This window comes from Cupriavidus oxalaticus (genome assembly GCF_016894385.1).
Classification (GTDB): domain Bacteria; phylum Pseudomonadota; class Gammaproteobacteria; order Burkholderiales; family Burkholderiaceae; genus Cupriavidus; species Cupriavidus oxalaticus.
Genome location: NZ_CP069811.1, coordinates 2,590,361 through 2,611,507 on the forward strand (window position 1 = coordinate 2,590,361; position 21,147 = coordinate 2,611,507).

19 protein-coding genes and 2 pseudogenes are annotated in these 21,147 nt (G+C 62.7%); 8 read left to right on the forward strand and 13 right to left on the reverse strand.

What is annotated here, in order from left to right; translation table 11 throughout:
- Positions 1–54: 54 nt before the first annotated feature.
- Positions 55–1,062, reverse strand: coding sequence for an SDR family oxidoreductase (locus JTE92_RS11325; RefSeq protein ID WP_063237465.1), 1,008 nt, complete (start codon positions 1,060–1,062; stop codon positions 55–57).
- A gap of 200 nt (positions 1,063–1,262) precedes the next feature.
- Here JTE92_RS11325 and JTE92_RS11330 point away from each other — a divergent pair, with 200 nt between their 5' ends.
- Positions 1,263–1,430, forward strand: a complete 168-nt coding sequence (locus tag JTE92_RS11330) for a hypothetical protein (protein WP_157096910.1) — start codon at positions 1,263–1,265, stop codon at positions 1,428–1,430.
- 637 nt (positions 1,431–2,067) lie between these two features.
- Here the strand turns inward: JTE92_RS11330 and JTE92_RS30405 are convergent.
- The 9 genes and pseudogenes from JTE92_RS30405 to kdpF form a co-directional block, all read right to left on the reverse strand.
- Positions 2,068–2,690, reverse strand: a pseudogene (locus tag JTE92_RS30405) (dihydrodipicolinate synthase family protein).
- Positions 2,626–2,865 (reverse strand): dihydrodipicolinate synthase family protein, encoded by a 240-nt coding sequence (locus tag JTE92_RS30630; protein ID WP_253072982.1) that lies wholly within the window; start codon positions 2,863–2,865, stop codon positions 2,626–2,628. Before JTE92_RS30630 ends, JTE92_RS30405 begins: the two are co-directional and overlap by 65 nt.
- Positions 2,862–3,559 (reverse strand): annotated as a pseudogene (locus JTE92_RS11340) (TorF family putative porin). The gene JTE92_RS30630 and the pseudogene JTE92_RS11340 overlap by 4 nt, the downstream one beginning before the upstream one ends.
- A 221-nt stretch (positions 3,560–3,780) precedes the next feature.
- The gene (gene kdpE, locus JTE92_RS11345; protein WP_063237466.1) at positions 3,781–4,476 is read right to left on the reverse strand and encodes a two-component system response regulator KdpE; all 696 of its coding nucleotides are present in this window, start codon (positions 4,474–4,476) and stop codon (positions 3,781–3,783) included.
- A 30-nt stretch (positions 4,477–4,506) separates the two neighbouring features.
- A complete protein-coding gene (locus JTE92_RS11350; RefSeq protein ID WP_063237467.1) occupies positions 4,507–7,362 on the reverse strand; it encodes a DUF4118 domain-containing protein in 2,856 nt (951 codons plus the stop codon).
- Between the two features lie 61 nt (positions 7,363–7,423).
- Entirely contained in the window at positions 7,424–8,062 is a 639-nt protein-coding gene (gene kdpC, locus JTE92_RS11355) for a potassium-transporting ATPase subunit KdpC (RefSeq protein WP_084254460.1), read from the reverse strand.
- Positions 8,063–8,079: 17 nt separating this feature from the next.
- Positions 8,080–10,323, reverse strand: coding sequence for a potassium-transporting ATPase subunit KdpB (gene kdpB, locus JTE92_RS11360; RefSeq protein ID WP_116386897.1), 2,244 nt, complete (start codon positions 10,321–10,323; stop codon positions 8,080–8,082).
- Positions 10,324–10,425: 102 nt separating this feature from the next.
- Positions 10,426–12,246, reverse strand: coding sequence for a potassium-transporting ATPase subunit KdpA (gene kdpA, locus JTE92_RS11365; protein ID WP_063237470.1), 1,821 nt, complete (start codon positions 12,244–12,246; stop codon positions 10,426–10,428).
- Positions 12,246–12,335 (reverse strand): K(+)-transporting ATPase subunit F, encoded by a 90-nt coding sequence (kdpF, locus tag JTE92_RS11370; protein WP_063237471.1) that lies wholly within the window; start codon positions 12,333–12,335, stop codon positions 12,246–12,248. The genes kdpA and kdpF overlap by 1 nt, the downstream gene beginning before the upstream one ends.
- A gap of 648 nt (positions 12,336–12,983) precedes the next feature.
- Between kdpF and JTE92_RS11375 the strand changes: the two genes are divergently transcribed.
- On the forward strand, positions 12,984–13,424 hold the full coding sequence (locus tag JTE92_RS11375; protein ID WP_063237472.1) for a universal stress protein: 441 nt from the start codon (positions 12,984–12,986) through the stop codon (positions 13,422–13,424).
- Positions 13,425–13,531: 107 nt separating this feature from the next.
- Here the strand turns inward: JTE92_RS11375 and JTE92_RS11380 are convergent, their stop codons facing one another.
- The gene (locus JTE92_RS11380) at positions 13,532–14,290 is read right to left on the reverse strand and encodes a slipin family protein (RefSeq protein ID WP_063237473.1); all 759 of its coding nucleotides are present in this window, start codon (positions 14,288–14,290) and stop codon (positions 13,532–13,534) included.
- A gap of 478 nt (positions 14,291–14,768) precedes the next feature.
- Here JTE92_RS11380 and nhaA point away from each other — a divergent pair, with 478 nt between their 5' ends.
- A complete protein-coding gene (gene nhaA / locus JTE92_RS11385; protein WP_063237474.1) occupies positions 14,769–16,169 on the forward strand; it encodes a Na+/H+ antiporter NhaA in 1,401 nt (466 codons plus the stop codon).
- 1 nt (position 16,170) lies between these two features.
- Positions 16,171–16,728: a DUF2062 domain-containing protein gene (locus tag JTE92_RS11390; RefSeq protein WP_371136911.1), complete on the forward strand. Its 558-nt coding sequence runs from the start codon at positions 16,171–16,173 to the stop codon at positions 16,726–16,728.
- A 207-nt stretch (positions 16,729–16,935) separates the two neighbouring features.
- Here the strand turns inward: JTE92_RS11390 and JTE92_RS11395 are convergent, their stop codons facing one another.
- Together JTE92_RS11395 and JTE92_RS11400 are read right to left on the reverse strand one after the other, a co-directional pair.
- Entirely contained in the window at positions 16,936–17,634 is a 699-nt protein-coding gene (locus JTE92_RS11395) for a potassium channel family protein (protein WP_084254461.1), read from the reverse strand.
- Positions 17,624–18,916 (reverse strand): TrkH family potassium uptake protein, encoded by a 1,293-nt coding sequence (locus tag JTE92_RS11400; protein ID WP_232353504.1) that lies wholly within the window; start codon positions 18,914–18,916, stop codon positions 17,624–17,626. The genes JTE92_RS11395 and JTE92_RS11400 overlap by 11 nt, the downstream gene beginning before the upstream one ends.
- Before the next feature lie 373 nt (positions 18,917–19,289).
- Here JTE92_RS11400 and JTE92_RS11405 point away from each other — a divergent pair, with 373 nt between their 5' ends.
- Genes JTE92_RS11405 through JTE92_RS11420 form a run of 4 tightly spaced genes read left to right on the forward strand, consistent with a single transcriptional unit; the run spans position 19,290 to position 21,146 of the window.
- Complete coding sequence (locus JTE92_RS11405; RefSeq protein ID WP_063237476.1) at positions 19,290–19,625, forward strand: ArsR/SmtB family transcription factor; 336 nt, start codon at positions 19,290–19,292, stop codon at positions 19,623–19,625.
- Positions 19,622–20,104 (forward strand): ArsI/CadI family heavy metal resistance metalloenzyme, encoded by a 483-nt coding sequence (locus JTE92_RS11410; protein ID WP_063237477.1) that lies wholly within the window; start codon positions 19,622–19,624, stop codon positions 20,102–20,104. Before JTE92_RS11405 ends, JTE92_RS11410 begins: the two co-directional genes overlap by 4 nt.
- A gap of 9 nt (positions 20,105–20,113) precedes the next feature.
- Positions 20,114–20,608, forward strand: a complete 495-nt coding sequence (locus JTE92_RS11415; protein ID WP_063237478.1) for an arsenate reductase ArsC — start codon at positions 20,114–20,116, stop codon at positions 20,606–20,608.
- Positions 20,609–20,651: 43 nt separating this feature from the next.
- Positions 20,652–21,146 carry an arsenate reductase ArsC gene (locus tag JTE92_RS11420; protein ID WP_063237479.1) on the forward strand — a complete coding sequence of 165 codons (495 nt, stop codon included), beginning with the start codon at positions 20,652–20,654 and terminating at the stop codon, positions 21,144–21,146.
- Position 21,147 lies beyond the last annotated feature (1 nt).

Here is a 21,147-nt window from a genome sequence, read left to right on the forward strand (position 1 = left end):
AGCGCCCATCACGCGGCGCGCCGGTTGCCCGTAAGGCGGGGACGGGCCGGAGGGCTAGCGTCCCCGGCGCATCTGCACCACCGCCGCCAACGCGGCGGACGCGCCAACGACCAGCGCGGTGACCAGCAGCGGATGCCGCGCCGTGGTCGTATAGGGGCACGACTGCAGCGCGGTCCGCGTGCCGCTGCGCTCCTGCAGGCCGCTGCCGCTGCCGTACAGCGTGTTGTCCTCGAGCGGGCCGGCCGGGTGGCGGGTCTGCTGGGCACGGCCCATGAAGCGGCGCATGAAGCGGTCAAAGGCATGCGGCGTGTGGTACGCCGCCGCGGAGAAGGCCTTGGCCGCGCCGCCGACGAAGAGATCGCGGCGCGGGTTCTCGGCGGCGAACAGGATCGCATCGGCGGCCAGCGCCGGATCGTACAGCGGCGGCGGCAGGCGCGGCTCGACGTCGAGGAAGTTCTTGGCATGCATGGCCAGCGGCGTTTCCAGGCCGGCGGGCTTGATCAGCGTGATGCTGACCGGCACCTGCTCCTGCTCCAGTTCCAGCCGCAGCGAATCGGTAAAGCCCTTGATCGCATGCTGCGAGGCCGCGTACGCGCTCTGCAGCGGCAGCGGTCCGTCGGAGGCCTCGCTGCCCATGTTGATGATGGCGCCGCCGCGTTCGCGCAGGTGCGCGGCCGCCGCCAGCGAGCCATGGACGGTGCCCCAGTAGTTGGTGTCGAACAGCCGCCGCTGGTCTTCCAGCGGCACGTCGCCGTGGCGGCCGAAGATCGTCACGCCGGCGTTGTTGATCCATGTGTCGAAGCCGCCGAAGCGCTCGATCGCGGCATGCGCGACGCGGGCGACGTCTTCGTGCCGGCCGACATCGGCAGTGACAGTGATGACTTCGGCGCCCTGCTCGCGCAGTTCTTCGGCCAGCTTGTGCAGCGAATCCTCGCTGCGCGCCACCAGCACCAGCCGCGCACCCCGCGCGGCGGCCTTGCGCGCGGTGACCAGGCCCACGCCGCTGGTGGCGCCGGTCAGCACGACCACCTGCGAGCCGATTTTCTTCAGGGTTGGTTTCATCTGCCGCTTCCTCCTCAGGATGAGCCCGGCATCGCGCCGGGCGGGCAATGGTTCATCGCTGATAAAGCACCGCAAATAAGGAAGCATCGCAAATTGCGTTCCTTATGCGCGCCGGCCTGCGGGCGGGCGGGGGCTAGTGCGGACGCGCGGCAGAATTACAACGTCCGGTAAGAACCACATGCCGGCCGGGGCGCGCTGCCGTGCATGAGCCGCCACGGCCCGAGCTGCGTGGGGTGCATGCCGAACGCATCGTGCGCTTCGTAGCCCAGCGTGGCTTCACGCTGGCCGAACTGAACGCGTCGCTCGAAGGCATCGAGATCTCGGCGATTCGGCCCCACCGCGCTGTCACGGCCACGCGCATCTTGTGAGCCATGGTTGAGCTGAAGGCTTCCTGCAGTGCGTATAGCGAACTCGCACCCAAACCGCCAAAGACATACCCAGGGCGCCAACGACATCGCTAACGTTACCCCGACAGCGCGCATGTCCCCTGGCACAGGAATCTTCCCAAGCCGTCCGAGCGGCGGCTGCGGCTCGTAATGAAATTTTGCGGCGTGGCATCCTCGCATTGCCTGCGGCCGGTGATGAGGACAGCTTATCGCGCCGGGAAGACGAGTCCCAGTTGCTGGGCCTGGTCATTGATCCAGTCCCAGTCGACGTTCAACTCAGTGCGACAAGCCGGACAAGTCAGTGGCTGAGGCAGTTTTCCCGAAACCAAATCCTGCAGCGTCTCGGAATGAACGTGTCCGCACGTCGTGCAGGTGAAGAAGAGTGGAACAGGAGGTTTCATGGTCGCCTCGGAGGATCGGCTCCTGGAGAGTTCCGCAAAACTTGGCGTACGCTCGAGACCGCGTTGTGGCGAAGCTCATGCGGCCAAGCCCACTATCAATGTACAAATGCCACCGTAAAAGTTGTGTAAAGAACTCCGCTCACGGCATAAACAGCGCATAAAAGGGACCGGTTGCCGGCCAGCCAAGGCCTACTTGCGGCGAAGCCGGACGAAGGTGGCTAGCCTTTCACCAGATGTGGATCCCATGCCATGGAAGCTGGCGGAAGAAGGGCCATGGCTTCTTCCAGTCGTTGGACCAGCGCGGCGCTTGCCGGCTGCAACGGCAGTCTGGTTTCCGGCGAAATCACGCCAGATAGGGCCAAGGCCGCCTTTACCGGAGCGGGATTCGGCTCTTCGAACAGGAGCGAGATCAACGGGGCAAGCCTCGCAAACAAGGCGCGGGCGGCGCACAATCGGCCCGTCTGCGCCAGATGCAGCAGGCGCAAGAACAAGTCAGGACGGATATGCGAGGGCGCGGCGACAATGCCTGCCCCGCCAGTCAGCAGGTGATCCAGCAGGGCCGCATCCTCGCCGCAGAGCGCAGTGACATGCGGATGTTGAAAAATGCCCGCAAATTGCCGCTGTCGCACTCCTTGACCGCCACGATCTGCGGATGTGCCAACAGAGACCGGATCAGCGCCGGCGACATCGAACAGCCTGTCCGCTTCGGCACGTCGTACAGCATCAAGGGTCGGACCGTTGCGCGCGCCACCTCGCCAAAATGCCACATGAGACCTTCATCGGAAGGCCTCAGGTAGTACGGCGGCGGCACCAACCAGATAGCCGGCCAGTTCAAAGGCATCCAGCTCGGCAACCTGGGCGCACACCGCGCGCGTATCGACGGCACCTACGCCAGCCATCACCGGCAGCTCTCCATGGACGGCTTCGAGCACTGCCGCCGTGAAGACTTGCCGCTCGTGGGTGGAAAGCAGGCTTCCCTCGCCCGTCGTGCCCAGAATAAGCGCACGTTCGCTCAAAACGTCTTCGACAGCGAGGCCCACGCGGTGCCACGCCCCATGTAGCGGCCTTTCGCATTCGTGTACACGGCCTTGTCGGCATTGGTATCGATATAGGCCACCGCCAGCGCGAAGCCTTTGCCCAGGCCCTTGGTCAGGCCGATCTTCCAGTCCACATACGAAGCGTTGGCAACCTGCACTTTCTGATAGCCGACATGCGTATTCAGCGTCAGTCCCCAGACATCCAGCGGCAGGTTCGCCGACAGGTCGATGTACCAGCTATGCTTGCTGCCCGCGAATCCGAACAGGTTGGTCGGCGCATAGGAGTACTTCAGCGTCATCGGGCCGTAGCCCAGCCCGGCGTAGACGTCAGAGGTATAGGGCCGCGTGAGCCTGCCGGGTAGTCGCCGGGGTAGAAGTACTGCAGCACCCCGATGTCGTAGCTCCAGTCCGTGCCAATCATGCCCTTGTAGCCGCCACAAAAATCCATTTCGATAGGAGCCGACACTTCCGCGTTACTGTCGCCCAGCCAACTGATGTTCGAGTTCCAGTTGCCTAGGTAGAAGCCGCTGGCATGGCTGTAGTCAAAGCCGCCCTGGATCGCGGGCCGGCGATTGGTTTGCATCAAGCCGCGGTAGCGGTAGTCGGTGGCGACGGAGACGTTCGCGCTAAACGTGTGCGTGGGCGTTTCGGCTTCAGGCTGGGATTGCGCCATGGCGGGCACGGCGGCAAACAGGGTAAGGGCAGGCACGGCGCAAGCAAGCAAGCAAGCAGCGCACCGGAAGTCTGGCGCAGGAGAGTCATTTTCGTTTGGCGAAAATTAAAGGAACCCTATGAGAGGGAGCCTCGCCAAGATATGTCCTGACGCCTAAAAAATGTATCAAAAGCTGCAGCGTCGGCGTGCAATCCACATAAAGATTCGCGTTTGCTTCGGTCCTATCCCGCAAACCGGTAACCCAATCCGACCTCGGTCAGCAGATGAGCAGGCTGGGCCGGGTCAGCTTCCAGCTTGTGCCGCAGATGTCCCATGTAGACGCGCAAGTATTGACTGCTTTCCGCCTGCGAGGGTCCCCACACCTCGCGCAGCAACTCCCGATGCGTCATGACCTTGCCACGATTCGCAATCAACACCGCCAACAGGCGATATTCAATCGGTGTCAGATGTACGGCTTGTCCGGAACGCGTGACCAAGCGGCTGGCCAGGTCGACGTGAACGTCGCCAAACGTAATCTGGTAGGAGCCTTGCGGATTGGTCCTCGCATGGCGGCGAAGCAGGACGCGCAGACGCGCGATCAGCTCCGCGACGCCAAACGGCTTTGTCAGATAGTCGTCCGCGCCGGCATCGAGCGCTCCGACCTTGTCGGTCTCTCCACTGCGAGCCGACAGCACCAGGATCGGTACATTGGTCCAGGTTCGCATCTCGCCGATCAACTGCACGCCATCGCCGTCCGGCAGTCCCAGGTCGAGAATGACAAGGTCAGGCTGGCGTGTCCCTGCCTCAATCAATCCGCGCTTGAGCGTTTCGGCCTCGCATACTGCGCAGCCTTCAGATTCCAGTGTCGCGCGAACAAAGCGCCGGATATGCGGCTCATCCTCGACGAGGAGGATCGTTGGGGAAAAATCGAACGGCATCAATGCCTCTCCTCGGGTGTGCGGCAATTGTCAGACATCGGTCGGGTCAAGCTCGACGGCTGGCGGATTTCCGCGAGGCAATGCGATGGTAAAGCGCGCTCCCGTCCGGCCGCCGGGTCGCATCGGTAGATCCGGCCGCTGGGCGGCCTCCACCCAGATACGGCCGCCATGCGCTTGCATGATCGCCTCGCAAACAGCCAGGCCCAGGCCGACTCCGGCCGTGGCGGACTCGCGCTCGCCGCGCGTAAACTTCTCGAATATCTGGCGTTCCTTGCCCTTGGGCACGCCCGGCCCGTCATCTTCGACGGAGATGCGGATCTCGTGCTGGACAACTGCGGCTGAAATCCGGATTTCAGTGCCCACCGGTGTGTATTTTGCGGCGTTCTCCAACAGGTTGCATAGCACGCGGTCGATCAAGACAGCGTCGCATTCGACTAATGGGACGGTCGACAGATCTGCCACGACGACGCGATGGCGCGCCAGCGCGTCGCGCATCGATGCAAGGCTGGCGCCGACCAGTTCCTCCACCGACTGCCACTCCTTGTTGGTGCGGACATCGCAACTCTGCAGCCTCGCCATGTCCAGCAAATTGACCACCATCGTCCGCATCCGCTTCGCCTGCTCGAGCATTGCGGATACGGTTTGATCCAGCGTTGGCACCAGCGGAGGAACGCTGCGCTGCATAGTCTCGGCCATGCCAATCAGGCTGGTCAGGGGTGTGCGCAGGTCATGAGACACAGCGGCCAGCAGCGAACTGCGCAGACGCTCGGACTCCATCGACAGCAGCGCCTCCTGTGCGACTTCGACATAGTGCAGCCGCTCGATGGCGATGGCAATCAGCGTGCAAAATGCATCGACCTGCCGCCGCAGCGCGGGCTGCGCAAACGCGCGCGACGCCGCAGGTTCGACCGCCAGCACGCCCCGGGTCTGCATGGGCGCCTTCAGCGGCAGGTACAGCACGGTGCTGCCAGGCAACGTATGAGTGCCGGTACCGGCGGGCTGGCCGTGCACGAAGACCCATTCAGCCAGTACGCGGTCGATGGAATCTGTGCGCACCGTCGTGTCTTGCTGACCTGCGTCCGCCACAGGGGGCAGCAGCCGTCCCTCCGGCGACACAAGAAAAAAGGCTGAGTTGGCATCGAACGCCGCGCGCAGAAAGCGACTGCCAATCGAAACTATCTGGTCGGGCATCAGTGCGGCGGATAACTCGCGCGCCAGCTCGTACAGCGTACGCGCGTCTTCCTCCCTCTGCACGGCCAGGCTTGCCTGCTCGCGCAAGCCGGCCGTCAGTTGTCCAATGACCAGTCCGACGGAGAGCAGCACCAAAAAGGTCAGCAGGTACTGCACGTCGCTGACAGCAAACGACAACCGCGGCGGCACAAAGAAAAAGTCAAAGGCGGCCACGGCGAGGATGGAGGCGAGCGCAGCGGGCCCGCGGCCATGACGTAGCGCGACCCCGACCACTGCTGCCAGGAACAACATGGCGATGTTGACGACGTCGAACCACCGAAACGCCAGTGCCGACAGCAGCACGGCACCGCCGCACCAGACCACCGCCCAGGCGTAGTCCTTACGCTTCGCGCCATCCTCTGCTTCGCTCGATTCGGGTTCTTCGGCACCGTGGCGCTGGCGAATGTCGGCGCGCGTGGTGTCAGCCGCTACACGGATAATGTCGATTTCCGGACAGCCGAGCGCCAGCGCATCAGCAAAGCTGCGTCGGCCGAACAGCCAGGCCGGCGCGTCAACAAAGGGCGACAGTGCCAGGGCGAGCAACGAACGCGCTCGCTCCGTCAGCGAGGTGCCGCCACGGCGCCAGTCCGCCGGGGCCCGGCCAATCACAACCTTGGTGAGGTTGTGGCGGCGCACGTAGCCCACCACGGCCTGCACCATATCGTTGCCTGCCAGGGTCTCTGTACGTGCGCCAAGTTCCTCGGCTAGACGCATGGCCGCTTGCAGGCGAGCTTTTCCTGCAGTGGACGGCGGCGCCAGCCGCGGCGTGGCGATCGTTACCACATGCCAGTCACAATCCAGTTGCCCCGCCAGACGTCGTGCACTCTTGACCACCTGCTCGGCATCGTCGCCGCTGCCGATGCAGGCCAGCACCGCTTCGCGCGTGCGCCAGACCGCTTGCACGGCTTCTGCCTGCCGCCAGGCCCGCACATCGTCGTCAACGCGATCCGCGGTACGACGCAGCGCCAACTCGCGCAGGGCAATCAGGTTGCCTTTGCGGAAGAAGTTGCGTGCCGCATGCCGGGCCTGTTCCGGCAGGTAAACCTTGCCTTCCTTCAACCGGCGCAGCAGTTCGTCGGCTGGCAGGTCAACCAGCACGACTTCGTCCGCGCTATCGAAAACTATGTCTGGCACTGTCTCCCAGACGCGGATGCCAGTGATGCCTCCCACCGCTTCATTCAGGCTGTCGAGATGCTGCACGTTGACAGTGGTCCAGACATCGATGCCGGCCGCTTGCAATTCCTGGATATCCTGCCAGCGCTTGGGATGGCGGCTGCCCGGCGCGTTCGAGTGGGCCAGTTCGTCCATCAGTATCAGCGCAGGCTGACGGGCCAGCGCAGCATCCAGGTCAAACTCTTTGAGTACCCGCTCACGATACGGCACGTCCCTCATCGGCAGCCGTTCGATACCGGCGATCAGCGCTTCAGTCTCGGCACGGCCGTGGGTCTCCACGATGCCGATAACGACATCCGTGCCCTGCTGCGCCGCTGCGCGCGCTGCCGTCAGCATGGCAAAGGTCTTGCCCACCCCGGCCGATGCGCCAAAGTAAACCCTGAGCTTGCCGCGTGCTGCCCGCTCCCCCTCGGCCTGCACGATCTGGAGCAACGCGTCGGGGTCGGGGCGAGCGCCGGCTTCACGAAATTGGGCATCAGACATAAACGAGCCACCCCAATCCTGGCAAACGCCGCACTGTTCGATCCCTTATATGGTCACCGCGTCATCGCTGTGGTGCAACACTGTCCAGCGCAAGATTCAGCTTCAGCACATTGACGCCCGGATCGCCCAGCACTGGCAATAGTGGCTTTTCAGTATGCGCGGCAATCAGCGCCCTGACCTGCTCCAGCGCGAAGCCCCGGACCCGTGCGACGCGCGCTGCCTGGTATTCGGCGGCTGCCGGGCTGATCTGCGGATCCAGCCCGCTGGCCGAGGATGTGACCAGGTCAACGGGCACCGGCGCGTGGTTGCCGGGATCCGCAGCATGCAGCGCTTCGATGCGGGCGCGAGCCGCGTCGGCCAGCGACGGATTGCTCGGGCCCAGATTGGATCCCGACGACGCCGAGGCGTTATATGGCATCGGCGTCGTCGCGGACAATCGGCCCCAGAAGTATTTGGGATCAGAGAACGGCTGACCAATCAGTTCGGATCCCATGGTCTTGCCATCCTTCTCGAGCAGCGAGCCGCCGGCCTGGTGCGGGAACACGGCCTTCGCGATGCCGGTGATCACGCCCGGGTAGAGCAGGCCCGTCATCAGCGACAAGGCGACAAACAATACCACCATCGGCCGGACCAGACCCGCCTGCAGCGGCGCGGAGAGTGGCTGCGAGGATGGCTGTTGAGAGTACGCGTCGGTATTCATGAAAGCTCCGAGGGAATTCAGACCCAGCCGAACAGGGCAAGGGCCATGTCGATCAGCTTGATCCCGGCGAACGGCACCAGGATGCCACCGAGTCCGTAGATCAGCAGGTTGCGGCGCAGCAGCACGGCCGCACCGAGCGGTCGGTAGACGACGCCCTTGAGGGCCAGGGGGATCAATACGACGATAATCAGTGCATTAAAGATCACTGCCGACATGATGGCCGAGGCCGGCGTCGCCAGGCCCATGACATTGAGGAGGTCGAGCTGCGGATACGTGGTGGCAAACGCCGCCGGGATGATCGCGAAGTACTTGGCGATATCATTGGCCACGCTGAAGGTCGTCAATGACCCGCGCGTCATCAGCATCTGCTTGCCGATTTCGACGATCTCGATCAGCTTGGTCGGATTGCTGTCCAGGTCGACCATATTGCCGGCCTCCTTGGCGGCCTGCGTACCGCTGTTCATGGCCACGGCGACATCGGCCTGCGCCAGCGCCGGGGCGTCGTTGGTGCCGTCACCGGTCATTGCTACCAGCCGCCCTTCCGCCTGGTACTGCCGGATCAGCTTGAGCTTGGCCTCCGGCGTGGCCTCGGCCAAAAAGTCATCGACGCCCGCCTCGGCGGCAATCGATGCTGCGGTCAGGCGGTTGTCGCCGGTGATCATGACCGTCTTGATGCCCATCTTGCGCAGTTCGCCAAAGCGTTCGCGGATGCCAGTCTTGACAATGTCCTTCAACTCGATGACGCCAAGCACGCGCACCGACGCGCCGCTGGCGTCAGCCACCACCAGGGGTGTGCTGCCGGCGCGCGCCACTTCTTCCACGGCCTGCGTCACGGCATCCGGAAACTTTCCGGCACGCCCGGTCACGTAGCGACGCACCGCATCGGCCGCGCCCTTGCGCACCTGGCGGCCAACTTTTTCGTCCGTGAGGTCCACGCCACTCATGCGGGTCTGGGCGCTGAATGGTACGAACAGAGGCGCCAGCGAGCTGATCTGCGGCGCGACGAGCCCCGGTTGCTGGCGTGCCAGCGTCACGATGCTGCGACCTTCCGGCGTTTCGTCAGCCAGCGAGGACAGCCACGCCGCTTCGGCGAGCTGCAACAGCGACACGCCCGGCGCCGGGATGAAACGCGAGGCCTGGCGGTTACCATGAGTAATGGTGCCGGTCTTGTCGAGCAGCAGCACGTCCACATCACCCGCGGCCTCGACCGCGCGACCCGAGGTCGCGATTACGTTCGCTTCCATCATCCGGCTCATGCCTGCCACACCAATGGCCGACAGCAGGCCACCGATGGTCGTCGGAATCAGGCAGACCAGCAGCGCCACCAGAACGGTTACGGTCACGGGTATGCCAGCCTTCGTGACCAGCACGGCGTAGAGCGAGAACGGTTGCAGCGTGGCGGTGGCCAGCAGCAGCACCAGCGTCAGGCCGACCAGCAGGATGGTCAGGGCCAGTTCGTTGGGCGTCTTCTGGCGCTTGGCCCCTTCCACCATGGTGATCATGCGGTCGATGAAGCTCTCGCCCGGATTGGTGGTGATGCGCACCACGATCCAGTCGGACAGGACGCGCGTGCCGCCAGTCACCGATGAGAAATCGCCGCCGGACTCGCGGATCACCGGTGCCGATTCGCCGGTGATGGCACTCTCGTCGACCGAAGCCACGCCGTCGATGACCTCGCCATCTCCCGGAATCATGTCGCCGGCTTCCACCAGCACCACGTCACCGCGCCGCAGCGCGGTGGCAGCCCGCGCCTCAGTGGCGCCGCCACGCTTGCCGTCCTTCAGCACGCGGGCGGTCACCGTGGTCTTCAGACCGCGCAGCGCCTCGGCCTGCTGCTTGCTGCGGCCTTCGGCGAGAGCCTCGGCAAAGTTGGCGAACAGCACCGTGAACCACAGCCAGACCGATACCGCCAGGATAAAGCCGGCGCTCTCGCTGCCGGCAGTGGCCGCAGGCGCGAACATCGCACGCAGGAAGAGGATTGTTGTCAGGATGCTGCCGACGTAGACCACGAACATCACTGGGTTGCGCAGCTGGTCGACCGGCGACAGTTTCCTGAAGGCAGCAACGAGCGCCGGTTTCACCAATTCCGGCGCAAACATGCTGCGCGCCGCCGGGCGATGGGGATGATGATGGTGATGGTGATGGGGAACGCTCTGCTGGCCGGCGACCGGCATACCTTGCGCCTGTACAGGGTTGGAAGCGCCAACTTCCGGCGCCTTGTTCTCGCCTTTGGCCTTAGGGGCCATTGAATCTCGTTGCATGGTCTCTCCGCAATCCCCTGAAAGCGCTGACACCTGGCCTGTTCGGCTGTAGTGGTGCCAGGCGCCCAGGAATGCCTGGTATCTCTTGGTCAGTTGGTCGCCTTACTTGCCCGCGATGGCCGTCGCGACGCCCTGGAGCTGCTCAGCGATCGGCCCCAGCGCGAGTGCGGGGACATAGGTTAGTGCTCCCACCAGCAGCACCGTACCCACCAGCAGCACCACGAAGAGGGGGCCGTGCGTCGGCATCGTGCCGCCGCTCGCCGGAACGCGCTTCTTGGCCGCCAGTGAACCCGCCAGCGCAAGCACCGGGATGATGATCCAGAAGCGACCGAGCCACATCGCGGCAGCCAGCAGCGTGTTGTAGAACGGCGTGTTCGCGGACAGGCCGGCAAAGGCGCTGCCGTTGTTGTTGGCGGCCGACGACAAGCCGTACAGGATCTCCGAGAACCCGTGTGTGCCGGGATTGAACACCCCTGCACGCCCCGCCTCAGCCATCACCACGACCGAAGTGCCAAGCAGCACCAGCAGCGGCGTGACCAGGATCGCCACCGCCGTCATCTTCATTTCGTAGGTCTCGATCTTCTTGCCGAGATACTCGGGCGTGCGGCCGATCATCAGGCCGGCGATAAACACCGCCAGCACCGCGTACACGAGCATGCCGTACAGGCCTGAGCCGACGCCGCCGAACACCACCTCGCCCAGCTGCATCAGCAGCATCGGCACCAGGCCGCCGATGGCGGTGAACGAGTCATGCATGGCATTGACCGCGCCGCAGGATGCCGCGGTGGTGATAGTCGCGAACAAGGCCGAGGCCGCGATGCCGAAGCGTGTTTCCTTGCTTTCCATATTGCCGCCCGCCTGCAGCAGCGAGGTGGTATGGTCGACCGGCAGGCCAGCCAGTGCGGGATTGGCCATCTGCTCGGAAAGCGCCGCCACGCACGCCATGGCAATGAAGATCACCGTCATCGATGCCAGCACCGCCACCCCCTGGCGCCGGTCCCCCACCATCTCACCGAAGGTGAAGCACAGTGCAGCGGGGATCAGGAAGATCGCCAGCATCTCGATAAAGTTGGTCAGCGGATTCGGGTTCTCGAAGGGATGCGCCGAGTTGGCATTGAAAAAGCCGCCTCCGTTGGTGCCGAGCATCTTGATGGCCTCTTGCGAAGCCACCGGGCCCATCGCAAGCGTTTGCTTGTCTGTCTTTGCAGCCTCGGTCACCGGCTTGCCTTCGGCATCGAGCACCGGCTGCCCGGCCGCATTGACCTGGGGCTGGATGTATTCGACCGGCGTGACCAGGCTGACGTCCTTGTAGGCGTCGAAGTTCTGGATCACACCCTGGCTGGCCAACGCGAGCGCGATCACCGTGGCGATCGGCGCCAGCACGTACAAAGTGATCCGCGTCATGTCGACCCAGAAGTTGCCAATCGTGGTCGCGCTTTGCCGAGCGAAGCCGCGAATCAACGCGAACACCACCGCGATCCCGGTCGCTGCGGACAGGAAGTTCTGCACGGTGAGCGCGAGCATCTGCACCAGATAGCCCATGGTCGATTCACCGGCGTAGCCTTGCCAGTTGGTATTGGTCACAAAGCTGATCGCCGTATTGAAAGCCGAGTCGGGCGAAACGGCTCCAAAGCCTTGCGGATTGAGCGGCAACAGGCCCTGCAGGCGCTGCAGCGCGTAGACCGCGACCACACCAAGCAGGTTGAAAGCGATCACTGCGACGGTGTACTGCTGCCACCCCATCTCGGCTTCGGCTCGCACGCCGCCCAGGCGATACAGCAACCGCTCCAGCGGACGGCCCCACGCGGTCAATACGTAGCCGTTGTCCTCCACAGCGCGCCGCAGGTAGCGCCCAAGGAATGGTGCACACGCCAGGAGGATGGCGAGATACAGGATCAGCAGACCCACGAATTGCGAGGACATCAGAATTTCTCCGGCCGGAACAGCGCAACAAGGAGGTACACGAAGATGGCGACGGCCAGCGCGCCGCTCAGCAGGTTAGTCCAGTCCATCACTGCTCCCTGTCGGACGCATTGTCCTTAGCGAGCATGACGCATAGCCCTAACAGGGCTGCGCTCAGTACAGCGAAGCCAATCAAAACGATTAGAAAGATCCCATCCATGACAAAACACCTCAAAGCGATTCTTCGGCTTGCAGCTTAGCGATGGGGCGATAAAAAAAGGATATAAAGGCGATACAAAGGTATAAAAAACGCATAAAAATCGGCTGGCGCGGACGCGAGAGACAATGAGATGTGCAGGTGAATGGTGTGCGAAATCCCATTCAGTTGAGCCGGGCAGCAATATCGGCTTTGCAGCCGCCCCTCGACCGCTTATCTTTCTGCTGTGCGGCCAAGAAGGGCAGCAACAACGGAAGTGATTAATAAAATACTTTTCTGCGACTATCTTTTAACGAATTCTTACGGTGAACGCGACCTCGCATACGCTGGTTTCATGGGCCGTGCAGCCTGAAGAATCTTCGGGCTGTCGGCAGCCCAACCTAGGTTAATTTGACTTGCCCATAAGGGGAGCCTGATGCTTCGCAACATCGGACCAAGGGGTGGCCAGGAACGGGCATTGGGGCATGCGGTGTCGCTGCTACCAACCGTTTGACTTGCGGACGGGCCAACGTGAGCTTGAATCGCTTCAAGGGAGGCAGGGATGACCATTGTCGTGCTACCGAGTGACGGCTCGCCTTACAGCATCGCCGCGGCGAGAAGGCTGGTCTCTCCCGGTCTCTTCGAACGTCCGCTGGAAGTGCACCTGGTGCATGCGTTTCCCGAAATCAGCGGCAGGCCGCAGGCATTTTTCTCAAAGACGCAGATCGACCAATGGGCAAACGAGGCCGCTGAAGACGCCTTCCATGCCATTCGTCCGCTGCTGAAGGCGGCCCATTGCGCCGTGAAGGAGCATCCGTGCATCGGTGAGCCGGCGCCACGGATCGTGGACATGATCCGAGCGTGCCAGGCCGACGTTGTCGTCATGGGCACGCACGGACGGGGCGCCTTCCTGTCAGCCATCCTCGGCTCGGTTGCCGCGCGAGTGTTAGCCGCCTCCCCCGTCCCGGTCTTGCTGGTGACCAGACACGACGAGCATAGCTGAGGTGCGGCCACGGCGTCACGCTTGCGCTGGACGCGGGCCCGGGAAGTGTCATGGCGAATCGCTCAAATGCTTTGGATGCGGGCCGTCCGAAGGATGCTCCGTCATGACTACCCTGCGGCCCTTTCAGAAGGCAGAGTGTTGCTGATGTCGATGGGAAGCGGGAAGACAATGGTGGACTCCCGGTCGCTCGCGACCTGCGTAAGGGTCTGCATGAGCCGCAGTTGCATCGCGGCTGGCTCTTTTGCGAGCATCTGCGCCGCCGCCAACAGCTTAAGCGACGCTTGCAGTTCGCCTTCCGCGTGAATCACCTTCGCGCGCCGCTCGCGCTCTGCTTCGGCTTGTCGGGCAATTGCACGCACCATGGACTCATCGAGGTCAACACGCTTGATCTCCACGCTCGAGACCTTGATGCCCCAGGCATCGGTCTGAAGGTCAAGCACTGCCTGGAGATCGAGATTGAGGCGCTCGCGCTCGGCCAGCATCTCATCAAGTTCATGCTTGCCCAATATCGATCGGAGGGTGGTCTGCGCAAGCTGGCTGGTGGCTTCGCGGAAGTTCGCAATTTGGATGATGGCGCGTTCGGGGTCCACCACACGAAAGTAAACCACGGCATTGACCTTGACCGAGACGTTGTCATGCGACATCAGATCTTGCGCCGGCACATCCAGCACTACCGTACGAAGGTCTACCCGCACCATTTGTTGAATCGCCGGAATGACCAACACGAGTCCCGGTCCTTTGGCTTTCCAGAAACGCCCCAACATAAATACGACACCGCGCTCATATTCGCGCAGGACGCGGAAAGCGGAGATGAAAATCAGCGCGATCAGGAAGATGACGCCGGCGGCCGCGAACCCTGAATCCATGACCAAGCTCCTTCGATGATTGACTCCCAACTCGAATGGCACGACACACGCCAAAATCGCGGCACTTTCAGTGTAGGCGAAGCGACACACCATGCCTGGATGGGCAACGCTCGAACGTGGACGGCCTGCGCCAAAGGTACATCCGAGGGTGGCGGACCATCATCCCCTGGGCGGCAGTAGCCCCGGGGCTCAGAAGCAACCTGGCATGCATTTTGTACAGGCTATCGAATCCCGGCGCGTTTAGCAGTTGGGTGACCAAATATCAGCCCAATGCCCAGAGGTCGATTTCGTCATTCAGAAGCAGCAAGGTTGCTTCAGCTGCCGTCGTACTTGACCGCAGGAACGCGGCCCATAGGCGAAGCTCAGACTTGTCTCACCCTCACGAATCTCTCATGTACAATCGCCGACAGGGTGTCTGCACTGCACGTCGCAGTGAGACAGGTTAATGCGTTGGTCGGGCCGCCAACGCGAATCCTCTATGACCGTGGACCACCCCCCACCCCAACAGCAGTTGCCGCGCGCGCAGGTCCTGGCTGAAAAGGCCTTCTCGGCGCTTGAGCACTTTCTCCATATCGAAGCCGTGAGCGGCATCGTCCTGCTGGCCGCGGCAGGGATCGCGCTGCTCTGGGCGAATTCGCCAGCCGCCGAGAGCTACCACGCGCTGTGGCACACGCCGCTCTCGTTCGGTGTGGGCAGCTATCTGGTGTCACAATCCCTGCATTTCTGGATCAACGATGCCCTGATGACGATTTTCTTTCTCGTCGTGGGGATGGAAATTCGGCGCGAGATCCATGAGGGAGCGCTCGCGAACGTGCGGCTTGCGGCCCTGCCAATGGCGGCGGCGCTTGGCGGCGTGATGGTTCCCGCGTTGCTCTACCTCGCGATGAACGCGGAGATGCCCCAGCGCCAGGGCTGGGCGGTGCCGACAGCCACCGATATCGCGTTCGCGGTCGGCGTGCTCGCGCTGCTGGGCAAGTCCATCCCTGGCAGTGTTCGTGTGTTTCTGCTCGCGCTGGCGATTATCGACGACATTGTCGCTGTCCTGATCATCGCGGTGGCCTTCTCAGGCGGGCTGAGCTATGAGGGACTTCTCATTGCCGGCGCAGGCATTCTGATGGTCCTGGGGCTGCAATGGATCGGCGTGGGGACCGCCTATGCGTACGTCATCCCTGGCGCCATTCTGTGGCTGGGAATGCTGAAGACCGGGGCCCACCCGACGCTTGCCGGCGTCGTGCTGGGCATGATGACGCCAGTATTGCCTGGTCGCACAAGAGAGCGGCCGCTGGACATAGCCATGCATGCGCTCGACGATCTTCGCGCGCGCGCAACTGCCCCGACCCCCGAGCCGGAGCGCCTCGTGGCACCGCTTAAGCAACTCCGTCAGGCGCAGCGGGAACTGCTGCCGCCGGTGACGCGCGTGCAGATGGCACTTCATCCCTGGGTTGCCTACCTCGTCATGCCGCTCTTTGCCCTGGCAAATGCGGGGGTAAGCATTGATGGCGTCGATCTGACTACGGGTGGATCGCAAGGCGTGATGTTGGGCGTCGTCATGGCGCTGGTCGTAGGCAAGCCTCTCGGCATTGTGTCGGTCAGCTGGCTGGCAGTGCGGTTAGGCTGGTGCCAGCTGCCGCCCGGCGTGACGTGGCGTGGCGTATGGTTGGTTGGCCTGCTGGCCGGCATTGGTTTCACGATGTCTATTTTTATCGCGACGCTTGCCTTTGAGGAGGCCAACCTCCTTGGTGTCGCCAAGCTTGGGGTGCTCCTGGCATCAGCGACGGCCGCGGTCATTGGGCTGTGCTGGGGTTTTATCTATGCAAGGCGCCTGAAACCTGCGGCCGAGGGACGTGCCGGCGAGTCTGCTGCTACGGCCTCAGATTGAATTGCGCAAATGCCGATTAACTCTGGCGCTGCGCGAATGGCTGCCCAGCGCCGAGGCCATACGGAGCAACCGATGGCTGCGTTGGCTCGGTCCAGCGCTGCACCACCGGCGGCTGTGGCACATAAGCCGGCGAGGACTGGCGCTGGGCATGGCGCTCGGATTCTTCTTCGGCCTGCTGATCCCGCTGGCCCAGATACCACTGAGCGCGGCCGCTGCGGTGGCGCTGCGCGCCAACGTGCCCGCCGCGGTAGCCAGCACCTTGGTGACCAATCCGCTGACCTTCGGACCGATCTACTATGCCGCCTGGCGCGTGGGCAGCGCGATTCTTGGGGAATCGGTCGATGCTCCGCCGGCACCAGGACCAGGTGCCGCCGCACAGGACGAGCCGGCGGACGAGAGCTGTTGGCGTATGGTGTCTCGGCGACTCTTGGGCGTCGGCAAGCCCCTGCTGCTCGGGCTGGCGATCATGGCGATCGTGGTCGGGGTCACGACCTACTTCCTGGTCTCGGCGGCATGGAGGATGTCCGTGCTATGGAAACGGCATCGCCGGCGCAATTGACAGTGGTTTCTCCTGCGTGCGACGCCAGCGATCCCAAGTGCTCTTCTGCGAAGCAGGCGTACGCCTGCCAAAGTTGGCCTGGTCGGCCGACACGAGGCTGAGATGTCCGACGTGCCGCAGATGGGTGCACCCAGTCGAAACGGGAGACTGGGCGCTGCCGCAAGCGACGCTGCTCCCCCAAAGGCCGCACCGCGACGACCATGGCTGCTATCGCTTTTCCGTACTGCCCGCGAAGCGCTCGATTTTGCTGGTCGGCCCGGAGACGACCAGCAAGTCCCCCGGCTGGATCAAGGTGGTGGCAGTCGCATGCTCAAACTCTTCGTTCGTACGCTTGATGCCAACTACTGTGACGCCGTAATTCTCGCGTACTCGGGACGCCAACAGCGACTTGTTGTGGGTTGACGCCGGTGCATGGATCCTCGCGATGGCAAAGCCATCGTCGAATTCGATGAAATCAATCATCCGGCCTGTGATCAAGTGCGCAACCCGCGCCCCCATATCTGCTTCCGGGTAGACGACGTGGTGAGCCCCGATGCGTTGTGCGATCTGCCCATGCTCGGCAGTAAAGGCCTTGACCCAGATGTCCTTGATCCCAAGCTCGGTCAGCGCCATCAGGGTCATCAGGCTGGACGACATGTCCGTGCCGATTCCGACAATTGCGTGAGAGAAATCGGCCACGCCCAGCTGACGCATCACGTTCACATCAGTCGAGTCGGCCTGGATCGCACAGGTCAAGATATTCGACCAGCGCTGCACAAGATCGGCATCCTTATCGATGCCCATGACATCGTGGCCCAGGCGCACGAGCGATTGCGCCACGGAACTGCCAAAGCGTCCAAGTCCGATCACGGCGACGCTGTCGCCTGCAGAAAAGGCGAACTGCTCGGTAAACAATCTAGCCAACAATTGGGTGCTCCTCCGGGTAGCGGTATGGCATGCGATGTTCGCCCAGCGCCAGAGATACCGCGAGCGTGATGGTGCCTACCCGGCCGGCATACATAAGCACTGTCAGGGTAAGCTGGCCGAAAGCCGGGAGCTCCGGCGTGATGCCCGTCGATAAGCCAACGGTGCCGAAGGCCGAAATGACTTCGAAGATGACTTGATCGGTCGGCAACTCGGTAACGAACAGGATGGTCAGCGTTCCCAGCATAATCAAGGCACTTCCCAATACCATCACTGTGATCGCCTGCCGCTGCGCAGAACTGCTGACGCGCCGCCCGAATGCCTCGCTGTCGCTGCGACCGCGGATCTCGGCAATCACCAGCAAGGCGAGAATTGCGACAGTACCGACTTTGACGCCGCCGGCAGTACTGGCGCTGCCTCCGCCGACAAACATCAGGAAGAAATGCAGCGCGAGGCTTTCGTGGGTCAGCGCGCCGATGTCAATCGAGTTGAATCCAGCGGTGCGGGCGGAGACCGAGGCAAACGCCGCGGACAACAGCTTCCCGGCAGACGGCATCGCACCGAGCGTCCTTGGATTATTCCATTCGAACAGTAGCAGGCCAAGAAAACCCGTGACCAGCAGGATCGCGGTAACGGATAAGGTGAGCTTGCTATGCAAGGACCATCGACGCGGATCGGATACCTTGTTCCGCAAGTCATGCAGCACAGGAAACCCGATGCCGCCGACGATGATCGCTACCATCACCGGTCCCAGCATCCACAGGTCAGCGGCATAGCGCGTCAGGCTGTCGGCATGGATGGAGAAGCCGGCGTTGTTGAAGGCTGAGATCGAATGAAACAAGCCACTCCATGCTGCCTCGTGCCAGGGAAGGGCATAGGTAACATGCAGCCTGGACGTTAGCCACGCCGCGAGGACCAGCTCGAACCCCAATGTCACCAACAGCACCAGCCTGGCCACGCCGGCGATATCGCCCAGTCCGACCGCATGGGTTTCGACCTGAGCAATCAGCTTGGTCCGCAATTGCAGCGAGCGATTGACCATCAGGCCCAGCAGCGTGGACGCGGTCATCATGCCAAAACCGCCAAGCTGGAACAGCATCATGATGACCGCCTGACCGAAGCCAGACCAGTAAGTTCCCGTATCGACAACCACCAGGCCGGTCACGCAGACCGCCGAGACCGCAGTGAAGAATGCGGTCAGCCAGGGCGCGCTTTCGCCATCGACCCGCGACCACGGCAACATCAACAGTAGGCTGCCTGCCACGATGGCAAGCAGAAAACCCATGGCAACAGCCCGGGTTGGATGCAGAGATGCTCTCATTACGGAATTGAGTCTTGAAGAGCGTCACAAATGCACGTTTTCAAACAGACTGCCCGCGTCGGACCAGGGCCCACCGCCGACGCGGCTGGGGGGGCCAAGACGAGTCCTCTGGGGCAACGTTCGGCGCATTGGATGGCGTGAATCTCTCCTTGTGGAAGTGCATTATGTCATGCATCGACGCCCGGCCGCGGGCTTCCAGAGTTTGGCGAGAGTCTAGCCGCCGAGCCGCTCGGCTCGAAAGCCGTAAGGCGGCGATTAGAGACCCCCAAACGCATCACTCGTACTTGTCATAAAAAATTCACTCGCAAGACTTCCATGATTCGACTATATTCGAATCATGGACACAGACCACGCCCTTGAAGCGCTTGCCGCGCTCGCACATTCGATCCGCCTGTCCGTGTTCAGGCTGCTGGTTCAGGCCGGTCCACAAGGACTGGCGGCTGGCCGGATTGCCGAGCTGATGGAAATGCCCGCATCCTCGCTGTCCTTCCATCTGAAGGAATTACACCGCGCGGGCCTCCTTGCCAGCCGCCAGGATGGGCGGTCCATCATTTATATGGCTCGATTCGAGACCATGAACGCATTGCTGGGTTACCTCACGGAGAACTGCTGCAGCGGCAATCCGTGCTCTCCTGTGTCCAACTGTTCCGTCGCCTCCGAGCCAAAATCATGAAACGCTTCCACGTTCACGTCAGCGTCGCAGACCTGTGCGCGAGCATCCGTTACTACTCGGCCCTCTTCGCCGCCGAACCCACCGTGGTGAAAGAAGACTACGCGAAATGGATGCTGGAGGATCCCCACCTGAACTTTGCGATTTCGGCGCGCGGTGCGCAGACCGGCGTCGACCACCTCGGGTTTCAAACAGACGATGCTGGCGAGCTGGCCGAGCTGAAACGGCGCGCCCAAGCCGCCGACATGGCGCTGCTCGACGAAGGCGAAACGACCTGCTGCTATGCCCGGAGCGAGAAGTACTGGGTCACGGATCCGCAAGACATCGCGTGGGAGCACTTCCACACCCTGGGCAATGTACCGGTGTACGGCGAATCCCGAAACGCCGACACGTCTGGCCAGGAATCGGCCTGTTGCGCCCCTCGTGCTCCGAAAGGCAAGCCGATCGGCATTGCGGTCAACTCGAAGTCCTCCTGCTGCTAATGGTGCTTTATGAGCGATAAGACCTACAACGTGCTGTTCATCTGCACCGGCAATTCGGCGCGCTCGATTTTGTCGGAAGGGCTGATGAACCTTCTGGGCAAGGGGCGCTTCCGGGCGTATTCCGCCGGCAGCCATCCGACCGGCGTGGTCAATCCGCTGGCGTTGGCGGCACTGGCGCGACACGGACTGGATACAACGGCTTTTCGCAGCAAGAGCTGGGACGAATTCTCGCAGGACGGCGCGCCACAACTCGATTTCGTCTTCACGGTATGTGACAAGGCAGCGGGTGAGGTCTGCCCCGTCTGGCCTGGCCAGCCCGTGACAGCGCATTGGGGCGTCCCCGATCCGGCTGCCTGCGATGGAACGGAAGCCCGGAAGCAGCAGGCCATCAACGACGCAACCATTACGCTCAAGCGCCGTATCGAATTGTTCCTGGCATTGCCTTTTCCCAAGCTGGACGCAGTCGCGCTTCAGAAGGCTGTCCAGGACATCGGAAAGCGCTGACACGTTTTCCACTCCGCATTCATTCTTGTTTCGCAGCGCCCCCATGACGACCAACGTATTGATTCTCTGTACCCATAATTCAGCCCGCAGCGTGCTGAGCGAAGGGATGTTGAACCATCTGGCCCAACATTTCGGCCGAGACGTACGCGCCTATAGTGCCGGAAGCTCACCCAGCGGACAGATCAACCCGTTTGCGATCGAGGCGCTCGGCAACGCCGGCGTCGACGTTAGCCGTTTCCGCAGCAAGAGCTGGGATGAATTCGTTGGCGACGGCGTTCCCGAAATGCGCATCGTCATCACTGTCTGTGACAGCGCGGCAGCCGAGGAATGCCCGTACTGGCCGGGAAGCCCGGTCAAGGTGCATTGGGGATATGCCGACCCCTCCAATGCGCCAGGCGGGGAGGAAGGGAAGCGTCAGGCCTTCGAACTCACGCGGCAGGCCATTGGCTATCGGATGATGCAACTGCTGATGGTGCCCCTGGATTCGTTGAGCAACGCCGAGTTGCAGGCGCACCTCGATCGTATCTCGAAGAGCTGAA

What these genes read in the sequence shown, in the direction of transcription:
- JTE92_RS11325 (WP_063237465.1), bottom strand. Translation starts at nt 1,062, where the DNA reads ATGAAACCAACCCTGAAGAAAATCGGCTCGCAGGTGGTCGTGCTGACC.
- kdpE (WP_063237466.1), bottom strand. Translation starts at nt 4,476, where the DNA reads ATGCCGTTCGATTTTTCCCCAACGATCCTCCTCGTCGAGGATGAGCCG.
- JTE92_RS11350 (WP_063237467.1), bottom strand. Translation starts at nt 7,362, where the DNA reads ATGTCTGATGCCCAATTTCGTGAAGCCGGCGCTCGCCCCGACCCCGAC.
- kdpC (WP_084254460.1), bottom strand. Translation starts at nt 8,062, where the DNA reads ATGAATACCGACGCGTACTCTCAACAGCCATCCTCGCAGCCACTCTCC.
- kdpB (WP_116386897.1), bottom strand. Translation starts at nt 10,323, where the DNA reads ATGCAACGAGATTCAATGGCCCCTAAGGCCAAAGGCGAGAACAAGGCG.
- kdpA (WP_063237470.1), bottom strand. Translation starts at nt 12,246, where the DNA reads ATGTCCTCGCAATTCGTGGGTCTGCTGATCCTGTATCTCGCCATCCTC.
- kdpF (WP_063237471.1), bottom strand. Translation starts at nt 12,335, where the DNA reads ATGGACTGGACTAACCTGCTGAGCGGCGCGCTGGCCGTCGCCATCTTC.
- JTE92_RS11375 (WP_063237472.1), top strand. Translation starts at nt 12,984, where the DNA reads ATGACCATTGTCGTGCTACCGAGTGACGGCTCGCCTTACAGCATCGCC.
- JTE92_RS11380 (WP_063237473.1), bottom strand. Translation starts at nt 14,290, where the DNA reads ATGGATTCAGGGTTCGCGGCCGCCGGCGTCATCTTCCTGATCGCGCTG.
- nhaA (WP_063237474.1), top strand. Translation starts at nt 14,769, where the DNA reads ATGACCGTGGACCACCCCCCACCCCAACAGCAGTTGCCGCGCGCGCAG.
- JTE92_RS11400 (WP_232353504.1), bottom strand. Translation starts at nt 18,916, where the DNA reads ATGGGTTTTCTGCTTGCCATCGTGGCAGGCAGCCTACTGTTGATGTTG.
- JTE92_RS11405 (WP_063237476.1), top strand. Translation starts at nt 19,290, where the DNA reads ATGGACACAGACCACGCCCTTGAAGCGCTTGCCGCGCTCGCACATTCG.
- JTE92_RS11410 (WP_063237477.1), top strand. Translation starts at nt 19,622, where the DNA reads ATGAAACGCTTCCACGTTCACGTCAGCGTCGCAGACCTGTGCGCGAGC.
- JTE92_RS11415 (WP_063237478.1), top strand. Translation starts at nt 20,114, where the DNA reads ATGAGCGATAAGACCTACAACGTGCTGTTCATCTGCACCGGCAATTCG.
- JTE92_RS11420 (WP_063237479.1), top strand. Translation starts at nt 20,652, where the DNA reads ATGACGACCAACGTATTGATTCTCTGTACCCATAATTCAGCCCGCAGC.